Here is a 20,171-nt window from a genome sequence, read left to right on the forward strand (position 1 = left end):
CTGGAGCCGGTAGGAGATGCGTGTGACGAAGGTCAGGCCGTTCGGGTACGGAGCGGCTGCGGTGGCCATCTCCGCGGGACTGGTGTTCGCGCCGGTGCACGGCGCGGCGTGGGCGGACACCGGCGAAACCGATTCTGCAGCCTCGGAATCGGCGAGTCCCGCGCCCGGCTCGGCTGCCGCGGGCACGGATGCGCAGGACGGCGGCGCCGACGCGGGCCCGAAACTCACCAAACCGCCCCGGACCGCACCCAAGAAGGCCGGCACCCGAGGATCGGGCCGGGACCGTGCCGTCGAGATCGTCAGCGGCGAGCCGGAACTCGAAGCGCCGAACTCGGCGGAGCCGCAGGCTGATTCCGGCTCCGCCGGTGGGGCCGGTGCGGAACAGGTGTCCGAGACCGTCACCGACGTTGCGGCGCCCGAGTCACCCGTCGCCGAAACACGGCCGCTCGACCGCCCCCTGCTGAGATCCGTCCGCGCCCACCGCACGGGCATCAGCAGTGCACGGCTGCCGGCACCGGCGGGCGCGGTGCTGACGCTCGAGGTTCCGAGCCTCGCGGTGGCTACCGCACCCGCGCCCGCACTGCCGACCGCCGCCGCAGCCGTCGTTTCCACCGCCATCGACCCCACGCTGCCCACCCCGACACTGCCCACCCCGACGGCACCCACCCCGCCGAAACCGTTGTCGCCCATCGCCAAGGTGCTGCAACTGCCCGGCCGTCTGGTCAACGCGGTACTGCAGGTGTTCAGCCTGACCACCTCCGCCAACAGTCACGGCCTGCCCAACGGCCTCAACGTCGTCAACGATCTGATCTTCGGGGTTTTCCGCGAGATCGAGAAACTGATCGGGCTGCACCGGACCCCCGCCGTCCAACCCGTCGTGCCGACCATGACCTACACCGGTCCGACCACCCGGCCGACACCCACGGTGGAACAGTTCCTCAACGCGTCCACGGCGGCCTACGGGCTCGGCACCACGCCCGGTGGATTGGTTCCGTTCACCGTCAACGGATTTCAGCTCTCGGCCTCCCGGTTCTTCTCCGGCATGGTCGCCAACACCTGGGTGACGCCGGCAGGACAGCTGATCATCGCCTACCAGGGCACCACGGGCGGCACCAACCTGCTGTTCAACCCGCTGATCACCATCGCCCAGATCGTCGCCGATGTGCAGGTGATCCTCACCCGCACCACCCCACCGGCCTTCTACGACGCCCTGGAATTCGCCGAACGGGTTCGCGCGGAGGCCGCGCTGCAGGGCTACACCGACGATGACATCTTCGTCACCGGGCATTCGCTCGGCGGATGGGAAGCTCAGTTCGTGGCGCAGCGGATCGGCTTGGCCGGCATCGGATTCGAGGCCCCGGGCATGAACTCCCGGGTCCCGGGCAACGGTGCCGATTCGATGTTCGTCACCATCGGCACCTACGGCAGCTCCGCCACCGCCATGGCCACCGATCTGCCGTATCTGCAGCCCTTCATGCCGCCCTACGTTCCCGGCGGCGGCAGCAAGCCGCACTACGGGCCGATCGTCCTGATCGGTGATCCGGCAGCCGCGATCCCGCTGTACAACGCGTCGAAGCTGTGGGGCAGGACGCTGATCGGCAACCTTATCTTCCTGCTGGACTTCCTGGGCAACTTCTTCCAGTACCACCTGCCCGGGGTGCAGGCATATCAGCTGGACGTCAAATCCGATCCCGGCGTGGTCCCGTTCCTGGGCTCGAGGCGGGGACCGGTGCACACCGGCTACGGCGAGCTCACCATCCCGCAGCTGATGAAGGCCGCGTCGGACGACGGAATCCTGTTCCGCCCGTGAGTCAGTGGTCGTGCACGATCACGCCGCGGATGTTGCGGCCCGCCCGCATGTCCTCGTAGCCCTCGTTGACCTCTGCGAGTTTGTACTCGTGGGTGACGGTCTCGTCGAGCAGCAGCTTGCCCTCGCGGTACAGCGACAGCAGCCGCGGGATGTCCGCACGCGGATTGGCTTCTCCGTAAAGGCTGCCCAGCAGTCGCTTCTGGAACAGGGTGAACATCATCATGCCGAGGGTCGGCTGATTGTCGGCCATCGTGGACAGCGCGGTCATCACCACCGCGCCCCCCTTGCGGATGATGTTCGCGGCCTCCTCCAGCATGGAGCCCTCCAGCAGTCCGACGGTCAGGATGGCCGAATCGGCCATTACTCCGCGGGTGAGGTCGGCGACCAGGGCGGTGGCCTCCTCCATCGAGGTCGCGAAGTGAGTCGCGCCGAACCGGAAAGCCAAGTCCCGCTTGGACTCTACAGGCTCCACGACCACGATCTTCTCGGCCCCGGCCAGCCGCGCTCCCTGGACGGCGCCGCTGCCGATGCCACCCAGGCCGATCACGACGACGGTGTCACCGGGCGCCACGTCGGCGGTGTTGACCGCCGAACCCCACCCGGTGGTGACACCGCAGCCGAGCAGACAGGCCCGGCCCAGCGGGATGTCGTCGTCGATCTTGACGATCGACGCCTCGGGCACCGTGCCGTACTGGGAGAAGGTGCCCACCAGCGCCATCACGCCGACGTCCTGGCCGTTGATGTGCCGACGGTAGGTGCCGTCGAGTTGGGTGCCCGCCATGATCATGGCGCCCAGATCGCACAGGTTCTGGTGGCCGGTGGAACAGAACCGGCAGCGGCCACAGGCGGGCAGGAAGGAGGCGACGACATGGTCGCCGGGGGCCAGGCCGACCACGCCGGCACCGACCTCGCGCACGATGCCGGCACCCTCGTGCCCGCCGATCAGCGGCAGCGGGGCCGGCAGGTCACCGGTGCGGATGTGCTCATCGGAGTGGCATAGACCGGTGGCCTCCCAGGAGACCAGCACCTCACCGTCACCCGGTGGATCGAGGTCGATCTCCTCGACCGTCCAGTCGCCGCCGTACTCCCATAGAATCGCCGCGTTGGTCTTCATGCGCCCCGAGTGTAGGAACCCCGCAGAGCCACCGTGGCCGATTCGCGACGATCACCAACGGTCCCGGATCCGGTCGCGGACGTTCCGCCCGTCGGGGTCATAGATCATCCGGTAGGCCGGCGCCGCCCACAGCCGGGTGAGCCGGCCCAGTTGCTCCGGACGGTGCGGACGCAGCCGCCCCGGTGGCCGCGTTCCCCGGCGGCCCGACGCGTGCCAGGCCTCCAGCGCCGCGGCGGCCTGTTCGATCTCGGCCACCGCCGTCAGCGGGTCGGCCAGCCCGCCGTCCTCGCTACCGTCCTCGGCGCGGTCCAGATGCTCACGCAACAGCCGCATCCGCAGATCGCGGGCGAATACACCTTCGAAATCGATCACCGCACACGACAACTCGCTGTCATGCGTCCAGGAGCGCCGGTTGAAGTTGTCGCTACCCACGCTGGCCCAGGTGTCGTCCACCGTGCACACCTTGGCGTGCACGTACACCGGTGTACCCGAATGGTTTTCGAGATCGAACACGTGTACCCGGTCCGGGCTCACCTCGGCGCAGGCCGCGATGGCCTCATGCCGACCGATCTGGTTCGGCGGCAGCGCCAGCCGTCCGTCCACGTCAGGGTAGCGGGGTACCACCGCCACCAGGTGCAGGTCGGGATTGTCTGCCAGCGCACGGACGAAGAGGTTGGCGACCCGTTTGGACCACAGATACTGGTCTTCCAGATAGATCAACTGCCGGGCGCGGCGCAGCGCCTTGCTGTAACCACGGGCGATGCTGCGTTCGCCTTTCGGTGCGAAGTCGTACTCGAAATGCCCGTCGGGGTAGGTGCGCAATACCTGCACCGCATGCGGTCCGCACGGTGGGGGGTCCGGTGGCTGGTCGGGCAGCGCGCCGGCTTGCAGATCGGCGCCGCGCAGTCGGTCACGCAGGTACGCGATCGGGTTGAGCATGTCGAGCGCGGCGGGGTCGTCCCAGCGTTCCCGAAACGAGGTGTCCAGCGCGCCGACGGCCGGTCCCCGCACCTGCAGTTGCACGTCGTGCCAGGGCGGGTGCTCACCGTAGTTCTGCGCCATGCGCACCGCCTGGCGGTCCCCGCGATGCGACGCATCATCCCGGCGGGAGTGGCACAGGTCGATACCGCCGGCGAATGCGACGTCGCGTTCGGGGGCAGCGGGGTGGCGCAGCACCACCAGTTTCTGGTGATGCGAACCGCCGAATCGCACCCGCTGGTCGAGCAGCACCTCGCCGCCGGCGGCCTCGATCGCCTCGCCGAGGTGCTGGTTCTCCTCCTCGCTGTAGGCGAACGTGTCCAGGTGCGACCGCCACACCAACCCCTTGACCACGACACCGCGCTCGGCGGCGCGACAGAACAGCTCGGCGATGGTCGGGCCCCGGTCGCGCAGCAGCTGATCGGGATCACCACGCCAGTCGGTGAAGAACAGGTAGTCGCCCGCCTGCAGCTCCTCGACCTCCGTCGCGAGCCGGTCGAAGTACGTCGCGCCGTGGATCAGGGGTTCGGCCAGATTGCCGGTGTTCCAGGCGGGTATTCGGGTGGACGTGTTTCCGCGCTCCTGCGCGGTGAGGAACCACTGCGCGAGGTCGAGGTCTGGCATGGGTTTCCCATACCCGAAAAACACGCCGGGTGAACTGCCTCAGTCGGCGATATAACCCGATGCCGAACGCAGCTGCGCCACCGCGTCGGCCACGATGGCCGGCACGAGTTCGGCGCACGAGGGCAGATCGTCCAGGATGCCCGCCACCTGACCCGAGGCCAGCACACCGGCCTCGGTGTTGCCCTCCACCAGCCCGGCCTTGAGCAGCATCGGGGTGTTGGCCGCCATCACGACCTGCGACCAGGTCAGGTCCTTACCGTGGCGCATGGCCAGACCGTCGGTGATCATCGACTTCCAGGTCATCCCGGACAGCTTCTTGAACTTCTGCGCATTGCCCACCGCGGCGGCGAATCCGCGCACCGGGGACCCGCTCTCCAGCTTCTCCACCAAGCCGGTCCGCAGCACCCGGTGTGGCATACCGTCCACCCGGGTGGAGACCACGGTGCCGTCCAGCGCGGCGTCCAGGTAGCGCTGCTTGACCGCGTCGGGCACCGTCGAATCGGAGGTGAGCAGGAACCGGGTTCCCATGGCGACGCCGGCCGCGCCGTAGGACAGCGCGGCCGCCAGGCCGCGACCGTCGAAGAACCCGCCGGCCGCCACCACCGGCATACCGGTGTCCTTGACGGCGTCGAGGACGGAGGGCAATAGCAGGGTGGTGGCGATCGGGCCGGTGTGACCGCCGCCTTCACCGCCCTGCACGATCACCGCGTCCGCGCCCCAACTCGCCACCTTCTTGGCGTGCTTGGCCAGCCCCACGGATGGGATGACCACCACGCCGGCGTCCTTGAGCTTGGCGATCAGATCGGGCTTGGGGGCCAGCGCGAAGGATGCGACCTTGACCCCTTCGCGGATCAGCAGGTCGACGCGGTCGATCGCGTCCCCGGCGTCGGCCCGGATGTTGATGCCGAACGGCTTGTCGGTGGCGGCCTTGACCTTGGCGACCGCGGTCTGGAGTTCGGCAAGCGTCATCGTCGCCGAGGCCAGGATGCCCAGCCCACCCGCATTCGAGGTCGCCGCAACGAGCCGAGCTCCGGCAACCCAACCCATCCCGGTCTGCACGACCGGGTGCTCGATGCCGACCAGTTCGGTCAGCGGCGTAACCAGCTTGGCCATGTCTAGACCTTGACTTCTTTGTCCCGCAGCGCCTTCGGGTCGATCACCTCGCGCAGCAGGCGCTGCTCCTCGGCGTCGGGCAACCGGGTGGTCTCTGCGGAATCCAGCCCGTGTACCTCGAAGGAGGTGTTCTCGGCGACCTGATCGGGCTCGACCCCCGGGTGCAGGGACAGCGCCCGCATCTGATGGTCGGGGCCGTTGAAGTCGAACACGCCCAGGTTGCTGACCACCCGGAAAATGTCGGCGAACCGGTAGGCCGGATTGGCGGGATCGACCTTGTCCCAGCCGATTCCGGAGACGATGTCCACCTGCTCGGTGAACACCCGCCTGGAGTGGTTGCCCACGAAGTAGCTGGTGGGGTGGTTGATGGAGTTACCCGGGGCGCCACGGACACCGAACATCTGCCGGGTCGGGTGCTGGATGGGCCCGAACGCGGACAGGTTCTGGTTGCCGTAACGGTCGATCTGGTTGGCGCCCATCACCACATGGCGTCGGCCCCAGGCCAGCGTTTCGAAAACCCGGTTGAACGGCATCCAGCCCTCGATGGCCGCCGGCGCGCCGATGGCCGGCGTGTCGGCGATGATGCGCGCCTCCCCGTCGGTCAGCACGATGTCGGGGGAGAAGGTCAGGCGGGCCAGCCGGGCACCGATCTGCACGATGGTCGTCATCGGGGAGACCATGATCTCGCCTGCGTCACGGAACAATTCGGCGCACGCGACGGCGCACACCTCGGCACGGGTCACGGACATCACTTTGCGGCCTCCTTGGCGTCCTCGGTGAACTTGCGCACGGCGGCCTGGTAGTCGGCTTCGCTGCCGGACAGGTAGGTCTGGACGAATTCGGCCCAGGTCTCGTCCGAACCGGCGGCTTCGGCGTAGTGCCGCTGGAACCTCTCGTCACGGCGGTAATCCGGCTCGTTGGTGGTGAAGTGCGCGCCGTTGGGTGCCTCGACGACGGTGTCGACCATCATCCGGTTGATCAGCAGTTGCTGGGGCACAACGGAGCTCACCAGCTCCTCGGTGGACACCACCTTCTCGACCGATAGGAAGCGTTTTTCGGCGGACATCAGGAACAGATCGTCGAAGTAGGGGTCGATACCGGTGTAGGCGGCGTTCCCGCGTTCGTCGCCGAGGTTCATGTGCACGAACGCCGCATCCAGATTCAGCGCCGGCATGGCGATGAGTTCCTGGTCGTCGTAGGGGGATTTGACGGTCTTGAGCTCGTCACCCCAGAAGGTACGTACATCGCTGCCCAGGCCGGCGCGGATCGGCAGGAACGGCAGCCGTTGGGCGGCGGCCTGCAGGCCGCAACGCAGCATGCCCTCATCCATCTCGCGGGCCTCGATGGCGCCGGTGGTGCGGGCCTTGGCGAACCACGGGTCGTAGAACGGCGGCGAATCCAGCGAGACGAAGCCGTAGTAGACGCGCTTGACCTTGTCGGCCGAGCAGAGCAGACCCAGGTCCGGTCCGCCGTAGGTGACCACGGTCAGATCCTTGACGTCGGTGCGCAGCAGCGCGCGGACGAAGGCCATGGGCTTGCGCCGCGAACCCCAACCGCCGATGCCGATGGTCATCCCGCTCTCGACCGAGGCGACGGCCTCGTCCAGTGTCGTTCTCTTGTCTGTCATTTGGATCCCTTATCGGTGCCGGCGAACGCGTCGCGGTGCTCGTCGGAGACGCCTGCGAGGTTCAATTCGAAGGTGAAGCCCTGTTCCATCCGGTACCGGGCGGTGACGGGCTGCACGTCGATGAAGTTCAGCGCCTCCTTGGCGGCCCGGATCACCCGGGTGTCCTTGCTGGCGATGTCGCGCGCCACCCGCAATGCGGACTCGTCGAGGTCGGCACGGGGCACCACCTCGTGCACGGACCCGAAGTGGTGCAGGGTCTCGGCGTCGACGGTGGCCGCGGTGAAGAACAACCGGCGCATCAGATGCTGGGGGACCAGCCGGGACAGGTGGGTCGCCGCGCCCAGGGCACCGCGTTCCACCTCGGGCAGGCCGAATTTGGCGTCGTCGGAGGCGACGATGACGTCGGCGTTGCCGACCAGACCGATGCCGCCGCCGACACAGAAGCCGTTCACGGCGGCCACGACGGGAACCTCACACTCGTAGACGGCCTTGAAGGCGTGGTAGCAGCCGCGGTTGGCGTCGATGAGGGCGGTGAAGCCCTCGGTGTTCTGCATTTCCTTGATGTCCACGCCGGCGTTGAAGCCGCGTCCTTCGGCGCGCAGGATCACCACGTGGGTGCTGCGGTCACGGCCCGCGGCGGTGATGGCATCGCCGAGTTCGAACCATCCCCGAGACGGGATCGCGTTGACGGGTGGGTAGTTCACGGTCACCGAGACGATGCCCGGTTCGACTGTCGTGGTGGTGATCATCAGTCACTTCCTGAGAGGGTCGCTACCTAAGCAAGCACTTGCTTGGTACGCTAGCACAGTGAGTGACACGGCTGGAATCAATCTGGAACTGGGTGGCCGGGTGGTCCTGGTGACCGGGGGTGTGCGCGGCGTCGGTGCCGGTATCAGCGCCGTCTTTGCCGGTCAGGGTGCCACGGTGGTGACCTGCGCGCGCCGCCCGGTGGAGGGTTCGCCGTACGAGTTCCATTCCTGCGACATCCGTGACGACGACTCGGTGAAGGCCCTCATCGACGCGGTGGTGGCCGAACACGGTCGCCTCGACGTGGTGGTCAACAACGCCGGCGGCTCCCCGTATGTGCCGGCCGCGGAGGCTTCGGCCAAATTCAGCACCAAGATCATCGAACTGAACCTCATCGGTGCGCTGTCGGTGTCCACCCACGCGAACGCGGTGATGCAGAACCAGGATTCCGGCGGCGCGATCATCAACATCTCCAGCGTCAGCGGCCACCGGCCGACACCGGGCACCGCCGCCTACGGGGCGGCCAAGGCCGGGATCGACAACCTGACCGCGACGCTCGCCGTCGAATGGGCGCCCAAGGTGCGGGTGAACTCGGTGGTCGTCGGCATGGTCGAGACCGAACAGTCCGAACTGTTCTACGGCGACGCCGACTCCATCGCGGCCATCTCCAAGAATGTGCCGCTGGGACGGCTGGCCAAGCCTGCCGACATCGGCTGGGCGACAGCGTTCCTTGCCTCGGGGGCTGCTTCCTACATCAGTGGTGCCTCGTTGGAGGTGCACGGCGGCGGTGAGCCGCCGCATTACCTGAGCACCACCACTGCCGACATCAAGTGACGAACAAGGAGAAACAGCAATGGGTTTGCTCGACGGTCGGGTAGTCATCGTGACGGGCGCCGGCGGCGGTATCGGGCGTGAACACGCGCTCGCCTTCGCGGCTGAGGGCGCACGCGTCGTGGTCAACGACATCGGTGTCGGCCTGGACGGCTCGCCGGCGGGTGGCGGCAGCGCCGCGCAGAGCGTCGTCGACGAGATCCTCGCTGCCGGTGGCGAAGCCGTCACCAGCGGTGCCAATGTCGCGGACTGGAGCCAGGCCGAGGGGCTGATCCAGACCGCTGTCGACGCGTTCGGCGGGCTGGACGTGCTGGTCAACAACGCCGGCATCGTGCGGGACCGGATGTTCGTCAACGCCACCGAGGAGGAGTTCGACGCGGTCACCGCCGTGCATCTCAAGGGCCACTTCGCCACCATGAAGCACGCTGGGGCGTACTGGCGTGCCCAGTCCAAGGCCGGCAACCCGGTCGATGCCCGCATCATCAACACCAGCTCCGGTGCAGGTCTGCAAGGCAGCGTCGGGCAGGCCACCTACAGCGCCGCCAAGGCGGGCATCGCCGCGCTGACGCTGGTCGCCGCCGCCGAGATGGGCCGAATCGGGGTGTCCGTCAACGCCATCGCGCCCTCGGCCCGCACCCGGATGACCGAGACGGTGTTCGCCGACATGATGGCCACCCAGGACTCCGAGTTCGACGCGATGGCCCCGGAGAACATCTCCCCGCTGGTGGTCTGGTTGGGCAGTGTGGAATCCCGCGATGTCACCGGCCAGATCTTCGAGGTCGAGGGCGGCATCATCCGGGTGGCCGAGGGCTGGAACCGCGGCGGCGAGATCGACAAGGGCGCCAAGTGGGACCCGGCCGAACTCGGCCCGGTGGTGCGCGACCTGCTGGCCAAGTCGCGTGCACCGCTGCCGGTCTTCGGCGCCTGATCTCGCAAAGGTCAGCGCGGTTCGCAGACCACCAGCGGGATGACGCGGTCGGCGGCCTCGCGGTAGCCGCGATACGGCGGGTACATCCGGGTCAGCCTGGGCCAGTACCGTTTTCGCTCCGCGGGTGTGGCGTCCCTGGCTGTCATATCCCAGCGGTCGGGGCCGTACTGCACGTGCACCCGGGGATCGGATCGGATGTTCAGGTACCACGCCGGGTCGTGGTCACGTCCGCCGAACGACGCGGGCAGAACCACCCGCTCACCGTCGCGCAGGCACAGCGTGGCGGTCACCCGTGGCTGTCCGGTCCGGCGGCCGGTGGTGGTGATGAGCGCCGCCGGCAGCCAGAGCAGGCGCGCGCCGAGACGGCCGCGGGTGCGCCGGTACACCCAGACGTGGGCCTTGGCGAAGTGCTTCATCGACCACGCCAGCAGCCCTGAATTTCGGACGTCGACCATGCAGCCCAGGTTTGCCCGATTCGGTCCGGGACAAACTCGACCGCACGGATCAAGAAAGCGCCAGCGCCAGGTAGAGCGCTACGGTCGGGCCGGCGAACAGCAGTAGGCATACCCGCGAGACCCGCTTACGCCGGGTATCCGGGAAAGCCGCCGGAAGTGCCACCGCGAACAGCAGGCCGGCCATGATGCCGATGACGGTACCGAACATCAGCGCGTAGCCATGCGGATCGGCGGCCGGATCGGACGAGAAACCGGACCGCGCAACGATGTACATACACATCGACCACAGCAGGGCGGATGTCACGCCGAGCATGGCGGCGACGGCCCGCGCGATGCCCGCGCTCACCCCGAAGCCGGATGGTGGGCGCTGCGGATGCGGGGTCAGGCCGCGTCCTTCTCGGAGCCGGTGCCCTCGGCACTGTCCGAACCGACGGCGTCGGCTGCCTTGTCGTCGGAGCCGGCGGTCTCGGCAGTGTCCTCGGCCCCGGTCTCAGGTGAGTCGATCGTCTCGCGGCTCTCGGCAGTTTCGAGCCCGGGTCGGCCGGCCCGCTGCACGTCCAGCCGGGTCACCGTCGCATCGTCGGTGAGTTCGTCGACGGCACCGTCGATTTCGGTGGTCGACGAGCCGAGCCGGGCGGGCTTCTTCGCGGTCCGGCTGGTCCGGAGTTCCTGCACCGGTGCGGCGTCCTGTGCGGATTCGGTCACCTCGGACTTGGCCTGCCGGGACTCGGTCCCGGCGGCAGACATCGTGGACAGGTCGGCTCCGACGGCGGGCTGCGGGGCGGCCGGGCCCGGTGCCGGGCGCAGCGCGTCCACCACATCGCGGACCACCGCCACGGTGAACTTGATCGGCGCCTGCACCACCGCGCCCACTCCGTTGCGGATCGCGGTGGCGATCTTGGCGATATCCCCGGTGCCGAAGGCCCGTACCACGTTGTAGACCGCGGTCTGCGGTGCCACCACCAGGTCGCGCACGTTGACGAACAACTTCGTGCTCAGCGAGGCCGGTCCCACCGGCATGCCGGCCCAGCTCTTGAGTGTCCAGCCCTCTTCGGCGCTGCCCTCGACCACGACGGCCTGCGCGTTGTCCAGCCGGTGGCGCAGCATCAGCCCGAGGTCGGGATTGTCGACGTTCATCATCGTCCAGAACATGATGGTGGCGCCGTGCGAGAAGACCACCGGGTTCTGCGCGCCGCTGTCCTCGATCACCTTGAGCGCGCCGTCCACGCGGGCATCGAACGCGTTACCGTTGCCGCCGCCCAGGATCGGCAGCGAGCGGGCACCGAGGGTCCACAACGCCGGGCTCAATGCGTAGCCGATGCGGCCCAACCCCGAGTTCTCCGAGGAGCCTTCGAAGAAGCCGGCACCGATCTCGCGCAGGCCGGGCAGCGCGACGGGGGTCAGGCCGGTGAGCGCGGCGAACGGCTGTGCGGTCTCGCTGGTGCGCACCATGTTCGAGGTGTAGATGGCGTCATAGGGTCTGCCGTCGGCGGCCAGCGCGGCGGCCACTGCATCCGCCTGCAGGACACCGAGTTCGGTGATGTGCGGACCGGGCACCGAGGTGTCGATGATCCCGGAGGCGTTGCCCTGGGATTCGGCGTGCCGCACGAAGGTCACCGTCAACGCCGCCGCGGGGATGGCTGCGGCCACCCACAACAGCGCCGCGGTGAGCACCGCCAGCAGGGACGTCGTCAGTCTGCGAGGTGATCCCACGACCATCGGATCACCCTAGCGAGCTAAGCGGGATCGCAGATGAGGATCGGGATTTTGCGATCGGTGTAGGAGCGGTAGTTGGCGAAGTCGGGGTACATCGCGTCCAGCTTGGGCCAGTACTCCTCGCGCTCGGCGTCGGTCGCCTCGCGGGCCACCAGCTCGAGACGTTCCTTCTTGGTCTGGAAGGAGATCCGCGGGTCGGCCTTGATGTTCAGGTACCACATCGGGTTGGTGGCCCGGCCGCCCTGCGACGCGACCAGCACGATGCGCCTGCCCTCCTGCAGGAACAGCAAGGGGCTGTCGCGGGGCTCGCCGGACTTGCGCCCGGTGGTGGTCAGGATGCCGACCTCGGCGCCGCGCAGGAATTTGTTGCCGAGCTTGCCGCCCGACTTCTTGAAGATCCAGGTCTGGGCGCGCGACATCCACTTGATGACGGTCCCGGTGGACGACGCGTTGAGTCGTTCGACCTGTTTGGCGTTGAGCGGGCGGGGAGTCTCCGGCATGACCTGACCCTAACGGCCGATGAAGGGCGACAGTTTGGCGTTGATGTGGCGGATGGTGGCCGTCGTATCGGCAACCGGGATCAGGAATGTCTCGTCGACATGGGAGCAGACCCGGCGGCCGAACAGTCGGGGCTTGGTCAGCACGTCGAAGCGGGCCCGGATGTGGTCGCCGTCGACGCTGTACTCCGGCGCGGTGCACTCCTCGATCAGCTTGAACTGCGGGCCGTTGTTGAGACTGCGGCGCAGATGATCGCCGGAACGCCCCGTCTTGAGTCCCATCTCGATGCGGATGCAGTCCGGGGCGAACGGGACGGCGTCGGCCCGATGGGTGGCCAGGGCGTCGATATAGGACTGTGCCGCGGCGATGCGCTCGGCTTCGGTGGCCAAGACTCAGATCCGCTCGATGATGGTGCCGGTGGATAGAGCTCCGCCGGCACACATGGTGATCAGCGCGGTGCTCTTGCCGGTGCGCTCCAGTTCGTGCAGAGCGGTCGTGATCAGCCGGGCGCCGGTGGATCCGACCGGGTGTCCGAGTGCGATCGCACCGCCGTTGACGTTCACCTTGTCCAGATCTGCGCCGTGCACCTGGGCCCAGGACAACACCACCGACGCGAACGCCTCGTTGATCTCCACGAGGTCGATATCGCCCATCTTCATGCCGGCCTTCTCCAGCACCTTCGCGGTGGATTGCACCGGGCCGTCGAGGTGGTAGTAGGTCTCGGCGCCGACGTTGGCCTGCGCCACGATGCGGGCGCGCGGCGTGAAACCCAGGGCCTTGGCCTTGTCCTCATCCATCCACAGCACGGCGGCCGCGCCGTCGGAGATCTGCGAGGACGTACCGGCGGTGTGAATCCCGCCGTCGAGTACCGGCTTCAACGAGGCCAGGCCCTCGGCCGTGGTGTCGCGCAGACCCTGATCGCGGGTCACCGGCGCGAACTCCGCGGTCGGCTGCTTGTTCTCGTCGAGCACTGGGGCGGAGATCGGCGAGATCTCCCGGTCGAACCGGCCCTCGGCCCAGGCCTGCTTGGCCTTGGTCTGCGAGGCCAGGCCCAGGGCGTCCACGTCGGCACGGGTGATGCCGCGGCGCTTGGCGATCCGCTCGGCGGCCTCGAACTGGTTGGGCATGTCGATATCCCACGAGGCTGCCCGCGAGCCGCCGCCGTTCTGGCCCAGACCCACCCGGCTCATCGCCTCGATACCGCAGGCGATGCCGATGTCGATGGCGCCGGTGGCGATCAACCCGGCGATCAGATGGTTGGCCTGCTGGGCGCTGCCGCACTGGCAGTCGACGCTGGTGGCGCCGACATGTTCGGGCAGGCCGGCGACCAGCCAGGACTGCCGGGTGACGTTGTTGGCCTGTTCGCCGTACTGGGTGACGCAGCCGCCGATGACCTGCTCCACGTCGCCGGCGGGGATGCCGGCCTTCTCGATGAGAGCCTTCTGCACCGCGCCCAGCAGCTCGGTCGCGTGCAGTCCGGACAGCCATCCGTTGCGTTTGCCGATGGGGCTGCGGGTGGCTTCGACGATGACAGGATTACCCATGACGTCAGGCTAGAACACGTTTCATTACTCTGACAAGCGACGATGCCACCGTGCCTTTTATCTGCGGTGGAGGCGTGTTTCAATGGTCGCAAGTGGCACTAGAAGGAATTGTTGTCGCCCGACCCGTGCCCCGACTTTCGCAAGGAGATCCTGCATGGCCAGCCCGAACCTCCCTGAAGGCTTCGATCCGCTCGACGCGACCCTGAACCTCGAACGCGTCCCCGTTGAAGAACTGGCGGAGCTTCGCAAGACCTCGCCCGTGCACTGGGTGGACGTGCCCGGCGGCACCGGTGGGTTCGGCGACAAGGGGTACTGGATCGTCACCCGGCACGCCGACGTCAAGGAGGTGTCCAAGAACAGCGACATCTTCGGCAGCTCACCCGACGGTGCCATTCCGGTGTGGCCGCAGGAGATGACCCGCGACGCGATCGACCTGCAGAAGGCCGTCCTGCTGAACATGGACGCCCCGCAGCACACCCGGCTGCGCAAGATCATTTCCCGTGGCTTCACCCCGCGCGCGGTCGGGCGCCTCGAGGACGAACTGCGCGCCCGGGCCCGCAAGATCGCCGAGACGGCGCTGGCCGCCGGCACCGGTGACTTCGTCGAGCAGGTCGCCAGCGAGCTGCCGTTGCAGGCCATCGCCGAGCTGCTCGGTGTGCCGCAGGACGATCGCGACAAGCTGTTCCGCTGGTCCAACGAGATGACCGCCGGTGAGGACCCCGAGTACGCCGACATCGACCCGGCGATGTCCTCCTTCGAGCTGATCACCTACGCCATGAAGATGGCCGAGGAACGGTCCAAGAACCCGACCGAGGACATCGTGACGAAGCTGATCGAGGCCGATCTGGACGGCGAGAAGCTCTCCGACGACGAATTCGGGTTCTTCGTGGTCATGCTCGCGGTGGCCGGTAACGAGACCACCCGTAACTCCACCACCCACGGCATGATCGCCTTCGCCCAGCACCCCGAGCAGTGGGAGCTCTACAAGAAGGATCGCCCCGGCACCGCGGCCGATGAGATCGTCCGTTGGGCGACACCGGTTTCGGCATTCCAGCGCACCGCGCTGATGGACACCGAACTCGGCGGCCAGAAGATCAAGAAGGGTGAGCGGGTCGTGCTGTCCTATCGCTCCGCGAACTTCGACGAAGAGGTCTTCGAGAACCCGCACGAGTTCAACATCCTGCGTGACCCGAACCCGCACGTCGGCTTCGGCGGCACCGGTGCGCACTACTGCATCGGGGCCAACCTGGCCCGGATGACCATCAACCTGATCTTCAACGCGGTCGCCGACGTGATGCCCGACCTGAAGCCCGTCGGCGACCCGGAGCGGTTGAAGTCCGGCTGGCTCAACGGCATCAAGCACTGGCAGATGGATTACACCGGCGCCGCGGCCAAGTAGTCGGCACTCACACCAAGGAGAGATTCGGGTGGACTTCACTCCGAACCCGGAGCAGCAGGCTGTCGCCGACGTGGTGACATCGGTGCTGGAGCGGGAAAACAGTTGGGATGCACTGGTTTCCGGTGGCGTTGCCGCACTCGCCGTGCCGGAACGGCTCGGCGGTGACGGGCTGGGACTGGCCGAGGTGGCGACCGCGCTGACCGAGATCGGGCGACACGGCACCGTCGGTCCGGCGCTCGCCACCCTCGGGCTGGGTCTGGTTCCGCTGCTGGAGCTGGCCGCCGAGGCGCAGCAGGACCGCTACCTGGCCGATGTCGGCGGGGGCGCGGTCCTCAGCGCGGCGTTGAACGAGCCGGGCGTATCCCTGCCGGAGAACCCGTCGGTGACATTGGCCGACGGAAAGCTCAACGGCACCAAGATCGCTGTGCCATATGCCGAAGCGGCGCAGTGGCTGCTGGTCACCGCAGCGGGCGGGGTCGCGGTGATCGCGCCGACCGCCCCCGGTGTGACCCTGACGAAGACGCCGGCCGCCAACGGCACCGACGAGTACGCGGTGGTGTTCGACGGTGCCGCGGTCGACGGGGTGCTCGACGGCGCGACCACGCACCGGGTCAATCAGTTGGCGCTGGCCACGACCGGTGCGTTCGCCGCAGGGCTGGTGGCCGGTGCACTGCGGTTGACCGCCGACTACGTGGCGACCCGCGAGCAGTTCGGGCGCCCGCTGTCGACATTCCAGACCGTCGCAGCACAACTCGCGGAGATCTACATCGCTTCGCGCACCATCGCTTTGGTGTCGACATCGGTGATCTACCGGCTCGCCGAGGGGCTCGACGCCGATGACGACCTGGCATTGCTCGGCTACTGGGTGACCTCGCAGGCGCCGCCCGCGATGCGCCTGTGTCATCACCTGCACGGCGGGATGGGTATGGACATCACCTACCCGATGGATCGCTACTTCTCCTCGATCAAGGATCTGACCCGGATGCTCGGCGGTCCGTCGTACCGGCTTGATCTGGTGGGTGCGTAATGGTCGAGCGAAGCGACGGGAAGTGAAACAGGCATGTACATCGAACTGACCCCCGAACAGCGCAAGCTACAAGACGAACTGCGCGAGTACTTTTCGACGCTGGTGACTCCCGAGGAAGCCGCGGCGATGGAGTCCGACCGGCACAACGCGGCCTACCGCACGGTGATCAAGCGGATGGGCAGCGACGGCAAACTCGGTGTGGGCTGGCCCAAGGAGTACGGCGGCCTGGGCTTCGGCCCGGTCGAGCAGCAGATCTTCATCAACGAGGCGAACCGCGCGGACATCCCGCTGCCGATGGTGACCCTGCAGACCGTGGGCCCGACGCTGCAGGCCCTCGGCACCGAAGCTCAGAAGAAGAAGTTCCTGCCCGGGATCCTGGCCGGAGAGGTGCATTTCGCGATCGGTTACTCCGAGCCCGAGGCGGGTACCGACCTGGCCTCGCTGCGCACTACCGCGGTCAAGCACGGCGATGAATACATCGTCAACGGACAGAAGATGTGGACCACCGGCGCGCACGACGCCGACTACATCTGGCTGGCGTGCCGCACCGACCCGGAAGCCGCCAAGCACAAGGGCATCTCGATCCTCATCGTGGACACCAAGGATCCCGGCTACTCGTGGACCCCGATCATCCTGTCCGACGGTGCGCACCACACGAACGCCTCGTACTACAACGATGTGCGGGTGCCGGCCGACATGCTCGTCGGTGAGGAGAACGGCGGCTGGAAGCTGATCACCACCCAGCTCAACCATGAGCGGGTGGGCCTGGGTCCGGCCGGACGCATCGCTGGCATCTACGACCAGGTGCACGAGTGGGCGGCCCAGCCCGGCTCGGACGGCGTCACTCCGCTGGAGCAGGAGGGCGCCCGGCGCCTGTTCGGCCAGATCAAGGCGATCTGGCGGGTGAACGAACTGCTGAACTGGCAGGTCGCCGCCTCCGGGGAGACCATCGCCGTCGCCGATGCCGCCGCGACGAAAGTCTTCTCCACCGAACGGATTCAGGAAGTGGGCCGGCTCGCCGAGGAGGTCGTCGGCAGGTACGGAAATCCGGCGGATCCGCACACCGCACGGCTGTTGGACTGGCTGGACAAGATGACCAAGCGCAATCTGGTCATCACCTTCGGCGGCGGCGTCAACGAGGTTATGCGCGAGATGATCGCGGCGTCCGGTCTGAATGTGCCGAGGGTTCCGCGATGACGCAATCGAACGATCTGCAGCAGGGCATCGACGGCGTCCTCGCGTCGGGTCGCGGCGAGCCGACCATCGCCCGTGACCCGGTGAACCAGCCGATGATCCACCACTGGACCGACGCGATCGGTGACAAGAACCCGATCTACGTCGATGAGGAAGCGGCCAAGGCCGCGGGTCACCCCGGCATCGTCGCTCCGCCCGCCATGATCCAGGTCTGGACCATGATGGGCTTGGGGCGCACGCGATCCGACGATGATCCGCTGGCGCGCGCGATGAAACTGTTCGATGACGCCGGGTATGTCGGCGTGGTGGCCACCAACTGCGACCAGACCTATCACCGCTACCTGCGGCCAGGCGAGCAGGTCGCCATGAGCGCCGAAATCGTCAGCATCATCGGGCCGAAGCAGACCGCGCTGGGCGAAGGCTACTTCATCAACCAGAAGATCCGCTGGCACGTGGGCGACGAAGAGGTTGCCGACATGGATTGGCGCATCATGAAATTCCTGCCCGCCGCCAAACAGGCCGGCGAGCAGACCGCTGAAGACGTCGCGATCCCGGAGGGCCTCGACCCGGACAAGCTGATGCGGCCGTCGTCCTCGCGGGACACCAAGTTCTTCTGGGACGGCATCAATGCCCACGAACTGCGCATTCAGCGTCGCCCCGACGGGTCCCTGCAGCACCCGCCGGTGCCGGCGGTGTGGGCGGGCAAGGACGACCCGACGGATTACGTGGTGGCCTCCGGCAACGGCACGGTGTTCAGCTTCGTGGTACACCACGCGCCCAAGGTGCCCGGACGCTCGCTGCCGTTCGTGATCGCGCTCGTCGAACTGGAGGAGGGCGTGCGCATGCTCGGCGAGTTGCGCGGCGTCGATCCTGCCGACGTGAAGATCGGAATGCCGGTGCGCGCAACATATCTCGATTTCGCAGACAGTGATGTCAGCCCGGCATGGAGCCTGTACGCATGGGAGCCCGTCAAGTGAGCGTGACCGTCGGCACCAAGCTTCCCGAACTGCAGATCTACGGCGATCCCACGTTCATCGTGTCGACCGCCATCGCGACCCGCGACTACCAGGACGTGCACCACGACCGGGACAAGGCGCAGGCCAAGGGCTCCAAGGACATCTTCGTCAACATTCTGACCGATACCGGTCTGGTCGGGCGTTACGTGACCGACTGGGCCGGGCCGGATGCGATCGTCAAGTCCATCAAGCTGCGCCTCGGGGTGCCGTGGTACGCCTACGACACCATCACCTTCACCGGTGAGGTGACCGAGATCGACGGCGACCTGATCACTCTGAAAGTGGTGGGCAACAACAGCCTTGGCGCCCACGTCATCGCCACATCAACCCTGACACTGGGAGACGGAAAGTGAGCCTGTCCGGTAAGGCGGCGATCGCCGGGATCGGCGCCACCGATTTCTCCAAGAACTCCGGCCGCAGCGAATTGCGCCTGGCCGCCGAGGCGGTACTCGACGCTCTGGCGGACGCCGGCCTCGAACCGTCCGATGTCGACGGACTGGTCACCTTCACCATGGACTCGAACCTGGAGACCGCCGTCGCACGGTCCACCGGGATCGGTGACCTGAAGTTCTTCAGCCAGATCGGTTACGGCGGCGGGGCTGCCGCGGCCACCGTCCAGCAGGCGGCCCTGGCCGTGGCGACCGGTGTCGCCGAGGTGGTCGTCGCCTACCGGGCGTTCAACGAGCGCTCGGAGTTCCGGTTCGGGCAGGTGATGACCGGGCTGACCGTCAACGCCGACTCCCGCGGTGTGGAGTACAGCTGGTCCTACCCGCACGGGTTGAGCACCCCGGCCGCATCGGTGGCCATGATCGCCCAGCGCTATATGCACGAGTACGGAGCCACCAGCGCCGATTTCGGTGCCGTCTCGGTCGCCGATCGCAAGCACGCCGCGAACAACCCGAAGGCGCATTTCTACGGCAAACCGATCACCATCGAGGATCACCAGAACTCACGGTTCATCGCCGAGCCGCTGCGGCTGCTGGACTGCTGCCAGGAAACCGACGGCGGGGTGGCCATCGTCGTCACGACCCCGGAGCGGGCCAGGGATCTCAAGCACCGGCCGGCGATCATCGAGGCCGCCGCACAGGGCGCCGGCGCCGACCAGTTCACCATGTACTCGTACTACCGCGAGGAACTCGGCCTGCCCGAGATGGGCCTGGTGGGCCGTCAGCTCTGGCAGCAGAGCGGGCTGTCGCCGGCGGATATCCAGACCGCGATCCTGTATGACCACTTCACCCCGTACACGCTGATCCAACTCGAAGAACTGGGTTTCTGCGGCAAGGGCGAGGCCAAGGACTTCATTGCCGGCGGTGCCATCGAGATCGGTGGCCGGCTCCCGATCAACACCCACGGCGGCCAGCTCGGTGAGGCCTACATCCACGGTATGAACGGCATCGCCGAGGGGGTGCGCCAGTTGCGCGGAACCTCGGTCAACCAGGTCGAGGGCGTCGAGCATGTGCTGGTCACCGCGGGAACCGGGGTGCCGACCTCGGGTCTGATACTGGGGTGATTTTAGTGTGCCGCCGCAGGTCGGGGGCACGGTAATCTCG

The 20,171-nt window shown here is 67.4% G+C and carries 21 protein-coding genes; 9 read left to right on the forward strand and 12 right to left on the reverse strand.

Annotated elements, in window-relative coordinates; translation table 11 throughout:
• Window positions 1–22 precede the first annotated feature (22 nt).
• Window positions 23–1,810, forward strand: coding sequence for a hypothetical protein (locus V4U86_RS02735; RefSeq protein WP_395309765.1), 1,788 nt, complete (start codon window positions 23–25; stop codon window positions 1,808–1,810).
• Between the two features lies 1 nt (window position 1,811).
• Here the strand turns inward: V4U86_RS02735 and V4U86_RS02740 are convergent, their stop codons facing one another.
• From V4U86_RS02740 to echA20, 6 genes are read right to left on the reverse strand one after another with little or no spacing between them, the layout of a single operon-like run.
• The gene (locus V4U86_RS02740) at window positions 1,812–2,924 is read right to left on the reverse strand and encodes an NDMA-dependent alcohol dehydrogenase (protein ID WP_395309766.1); all 1,113 of its coding nucleotides are present in this window, start codon (window positions 2,922–2,924) and stop codon (window positions 1,812–1,814) included.
• 51 nt (window positions 2,925–2,975) lie between these two features.
• Window positions 2,976–4,526: a phospholipase D family protein gene (locus tag V4U86_RS02745; RefSeq protein ID WP_395309767.1), complete on the reverse strand. Its 1,551-nt coding sequence runs from the start codon at window positions 4,524–4,526 to the stop codon at window positions 2,976–2,978.
• A 39-nt stretch (window positions 4,527–4,565) separates the two neighbouring features.
• Window positions 4,566–5,639: a (3aS,4S,5R,7aS)-5-hydroxy-7a-methyl-1-oxo-octahydro-1H-indene-4-carboxyl-CoA dehydrogenase gene (ipdC, locus tag V4U86_RS02750; RefSeq protein WP_395309768.1), complete on the reverse strand. Its 1,074-nt coding sequence runs from the start codon at window positions 5,637–5,639 to the stop codon at window positions 4,566–4,568.
• A gap of 2 nt (window positions 5,640–5,641) precedes the next feature.
• Entirely contained in the window at window positions 5,642–6,388 is a 747-nt protein-coding gene (ipdB, locus tag V4U86_RS02755) for a cholesterol ring-cleaving hydrolase subunit IpdB (RefSeq protein ID WP_395309769.1), read from the reverse strand.
• Entirely contained in the window at window positions 6,388–7,266 is an 879-nt protein-coding gene (ipdA, locus tag V4U86_RS02760; protein WP_395309770.1) for a cholesterol ring-cleaving hydrolase subunit IpdA, read from the reverse strand. The genes ipdB and ipdA overlap by 1 nt, the downstream gene beginning before the upstream one ends.
• Window positions 7,263–8,015 carry a (7aS)-7a-methyl-1,5-dioxo-2,3,5,6,7,7a-hexahydro-1H-indene-carboxyl-CoA hydrolase gene (echA20, locus tag V4U86_RS02765; RefSeq protein ID WP_395309771.1) on the reverse strand — a complete coding sequence of 251 codons (753 nt, stop codon included), beginning with the start codon at window positions 8,013–8,015 and terminating at the stop codon, window positions 7,263–7,265. The genes ipdA and echA20 overlap by 4 nt, the downstream gene beginning before the upstream one ends.
• A gap of 58 nt (window positions 8,016–8,073) precedes the next feature.
• Between echA20 and V4U86_RS02770 the strand changes: the two genes are divergently transcribed.
• Complete coding sequence (locus V4U86_RS02770; RefSeq protein ID WP_395309772.1) at window positions 8,074–8,847, forward strand: SDR family oxidoreductase; 774 nt, start codon at window positions 8,074–8,076, stop codon at window positions 8,845–8,847.
• A gap of 19 nt (window positions 8,848–8,866) precedes the next feature.
• Window positions 8,867–9,772, forward strand: a complete 906-nt coding sequence (locus V4U86_RS02775; RefSeq protein WP_395309773.1) for an SDR family oxidoreductase — start codon at window positions 8,867–8,869, stop codon at window positions 9,770–9,772.
• A gap of 11 nt (window positions 9,773–9,783) precedes the next feature.
• On the opposite strand, the gene V4U86_RS02780 is transcribed toward V4U86_RS02775, so the two are convergent.
• From V4U86_RS02780 to V4U86_RS02805, 6 genes are read right to left on the reverse strand one after another with little or no spacing between them, the layout of a single operon-like run.
• Complete coding sequence (locus V4U86_RS02780; protein ID WP_395309774.1) at window positions 9,784–10,227, reverse strand: nitroreductase family deazaflavin-dependent oxidoreductase; 444 nt, start codon at window positions 10,225–10,227, stop codon at window positions 9,784–9,786.
• Window positions 10,228–10,276: 49 nt separating this feature from the next.
• Entirely contained in the window at window positions 10,277–10,573 is a 297-nt protein-coding gene (locus V4U86_RS02785; RefSeq protein WP_395309775.1) for a hypothetical protein, read from the reverse strand.
• 35 nt (window positions 10,574–10,608) lie between these two features.
• Complete coding sequence (locus tag V4U86_RS02790; RefSeq protein ID WP_395309776.1) at window positions 10,609–11,946, reverse strand: histidine phosphatase family protein; 1,338 nt, start codon at window positions 11,944–11,946, stop codon at window positions 10,609–10,611.
• Between the two features lie 17 nt (window positions 11,947–11,963).
• Complete coding sequence (locus V4U86_RS02795) at window positions 11,964–12,443, reverse strand: nitroreductase family deazaflavin-dependent oxidoreductase (RefSeq protein WP_395309777.1); 480 nt, start codon at window positions 12,441–12,443, stop codon at window positions 11,964–11,966.
• Between the two features lie 9 nt (window positions 12,444–12,452).
• Complete coding sequence (locus tag V4U86_RS02800; protein ID WP_395309778.1) at window positions 12,453–12,830, reverse strand: hypothetical protein; 378 nt, start codon at window positions 12,828–12,830, stop codon at window positions 12,453–12,455.
• Between the two features lie 3 nt (window positions 12,831–12,833).
• The gene (locus V4U86_RS02805) at window positions 12,834–13,985 is read right to left on the reverse strand and encodes a steroid 3-ketoacyl-CoA thiolase (RefSeq protein WP_395309779.1); all 1,152 of its coding nucleotides are present in this window, start codon (window positions 13,983–13,985) and stop codon (window positions 12,834–12,836) included.
• A 154-nt stretch (window positions 13,986–14,139) separates the two neighbouring features.
• Between V4U86_RS02805 and V4U86_RS02810 the strand changes: the two genes are divergently transcribed.
• From V4U86_RS02810 to V4U86_RS02835, 6 genes are read left to right on the forward strand one after another with little or no spacing between them, the layout of a single operon-like run.
• The gene (locus tag V4U86_RS02810; protein WP_395309780.1) at window positions 14,140–15,384 is read left to right on the forward strand and encodes a cytochrome P450; all 1,245 of its coding nucleotides are present in this window, start codon (window positions 14,140–14,142) and stop codon (window positions 15,382–15,384) included.
• Window positions 15,385–15,412: 28 nt separating this feature from the next.
• On the forward strand, window positions 15,413–16,411 hold the full coding sequence (locus V4U86_RS02815; RefSeq protein WP_395309781.1) for an acyl-CoA dehydrogenase family protein: 999 nt from the start codon (window positions 15,413–15,415) through the stop codon (window positions 16,409–16,411).
• Window positions 16,412–16,444: 33 nt separating this feature from the next.
• A complete protein-coding gene (gene fadE29 / locus V4U86_RS02820; protein WP_395309782.1) occupies window positions 16,445–17,608 on the forward strand; it encodes an acyl-CoA dehydrogenase FadE29 in 1,164 nt (387 codons plus the stop codon).
• A complete protein-coding gene (locus V4U86_RS02825) occupies window positions 17,605–18,582 on the forward strand; it encodes a bifunctional MaoC family dehydratase N-terminal/OB-fold nucleic acid binding domain-containing protein (RefSeq protein WP_395309783.1) in 978 nt (325 codons plus the stop codon). Before fadE29 ends, V4U86_RS02825 begins: the two co-directional genes overlap by 4 nt.
• Window positions 18,564–18,974: a MaoC family dehydratase gene (locus V4U86_RS02830; RefSeq protein WP_395309784.1), complete on the forward strand. Its 411-nt coding sequence runs from the start codon at window positions 18,564–18,566 to the stop codon at window positions 18,972–18,974. Before V4U86_RS02825 ends, V4U86_RS02830 begins: the two co-directional genes overlap by 19 nt.
• 2 nt (window positions 18,975–18,976) lie before the next feature.
• Entirely contained in the window at window positions 18,977–20,131 is a 1,155-nt protein-coding gene (locus V4U86_RS02835) for a lipid-transfer protein (RefSeq protein WP_395311895.1), read from the forward strand.
• The last annotated feature ends 40 nt before the right edge of the window (window positions 20,132–20,171 follow it).

Origin of the sequence: Mycobacterium sp. AMU20-3851 (assembly GCF_043974665.1) — a bacterium.
Lineage (GTDB): Bacteria > Actinomycetota > Actinomycetes > Mycobacteriales > Mycobacteriaceae > Mycobacterium.

Bases quoted from the DNA above. Each gene is read 5' to 3' on its own strand.
- fadE29 (WP_395309782.1), top strand. From the start codon at position 16,445: ATGTACATCGAACTGACCCCCGAACAGCGCAAGCTACAAGACGAACTG.
- ipdC (WP_395309768.1), bottom strand. From the start codon at position 5,639: ATGGCCAAGCTGGTTACGCCGCTGACCGAACTGGTCGGCATCGAGCAC.
- V4U86_RS02745 (WP_395309767.1), bottom strand. From the start codon at position 4,526: ATGCCAGACCTCGACCTCGCGCAGTGGTTCCTCACCGCGCAGGAGCGC.
- V4U86_RS02830 (WP_395309784.1), top strand. From the start codon at position 18,564: ATGGGAGCCCGTCAAGTGAGCGTGACCGTCGGCACCAAGCTTCCCGAA.
- V4U86_RS02825 (WP_395309783.1), top strand. From the start codon at position 17,605: ATGACGCAATCGAACGATCTGCAGCAGGGCATCGACGGCGTCCTCGCG.
- V4U86_RS02780 (WP_395309774.1), bottom strand. From the start codon at position 10,227: ATGGTCGACGTCCGAAATTCAGGGCTGCTGGCGTGGTCGATGAAGCAC.
- V4U86_RS02810 (WP_395309780.1), top strand. From the start codon at position 14,140: ATGGCCAGCCCGAACCTCCCTGAAGGCTTCGATCCGCTCGACGCGACC.
- ipdA (WP_395309770.1), bottom strand. From the start codon at position 7,266: ATGACAGACAAGAGAACGACACTGGACGAGGCCGTCGCCTCGGTCGAG.
- V4U86_RS02775 (WP_395309773.1), top strand. From the start codon at position 8,867: ATGGGTTTGCTCGACGGTCGGGTAGTCATCGTGACGGGCGCCGGCGGC.
- V4U86_RS02740 (WP_395309766.1), bottom strand. From the start codon at position 2,924: ATGAAGACCAACGCGGCGATTCTATGGGAGTACGGCGGCGACTGGACG.
- ipdB (WP_395309769.1), bottom strand. From the start codon at position 6,388: ATGTCCGTGACCCGTGCCGAGGTGTGCGCCGTCGCGTGCGCCGAATTG.
- V4U86_RS02805 (WP_395309779.1), bottom strand. From the start codon at position 13,985: ATGGGTAATCCTGTCATCGTCGAAGCCACCCGCAGCCCCATCGGCAAA.
- echA20 (WP_395309771.1), bottom strand. From the start codon at position 8,015: ATGATCACCACCACGACAGTCGAACCGGGCATCGTCTCGGTGACCGTG.
- V4U86_RS02790 (WP_395309776.1), bottom strand. From the start codon at position 11,946: ATGGTCGTGGGATCACCTCGCAGACTGACGACGTCCCTGCTGGCGGTG.
- V4U86_RS02795 (WP_395309777.1), bottom strand. From the start codon at position 12,443: ATGCCGGAGACTCCCCGCCCGCTCAACGCCAAACAGGTCGAACGACTC.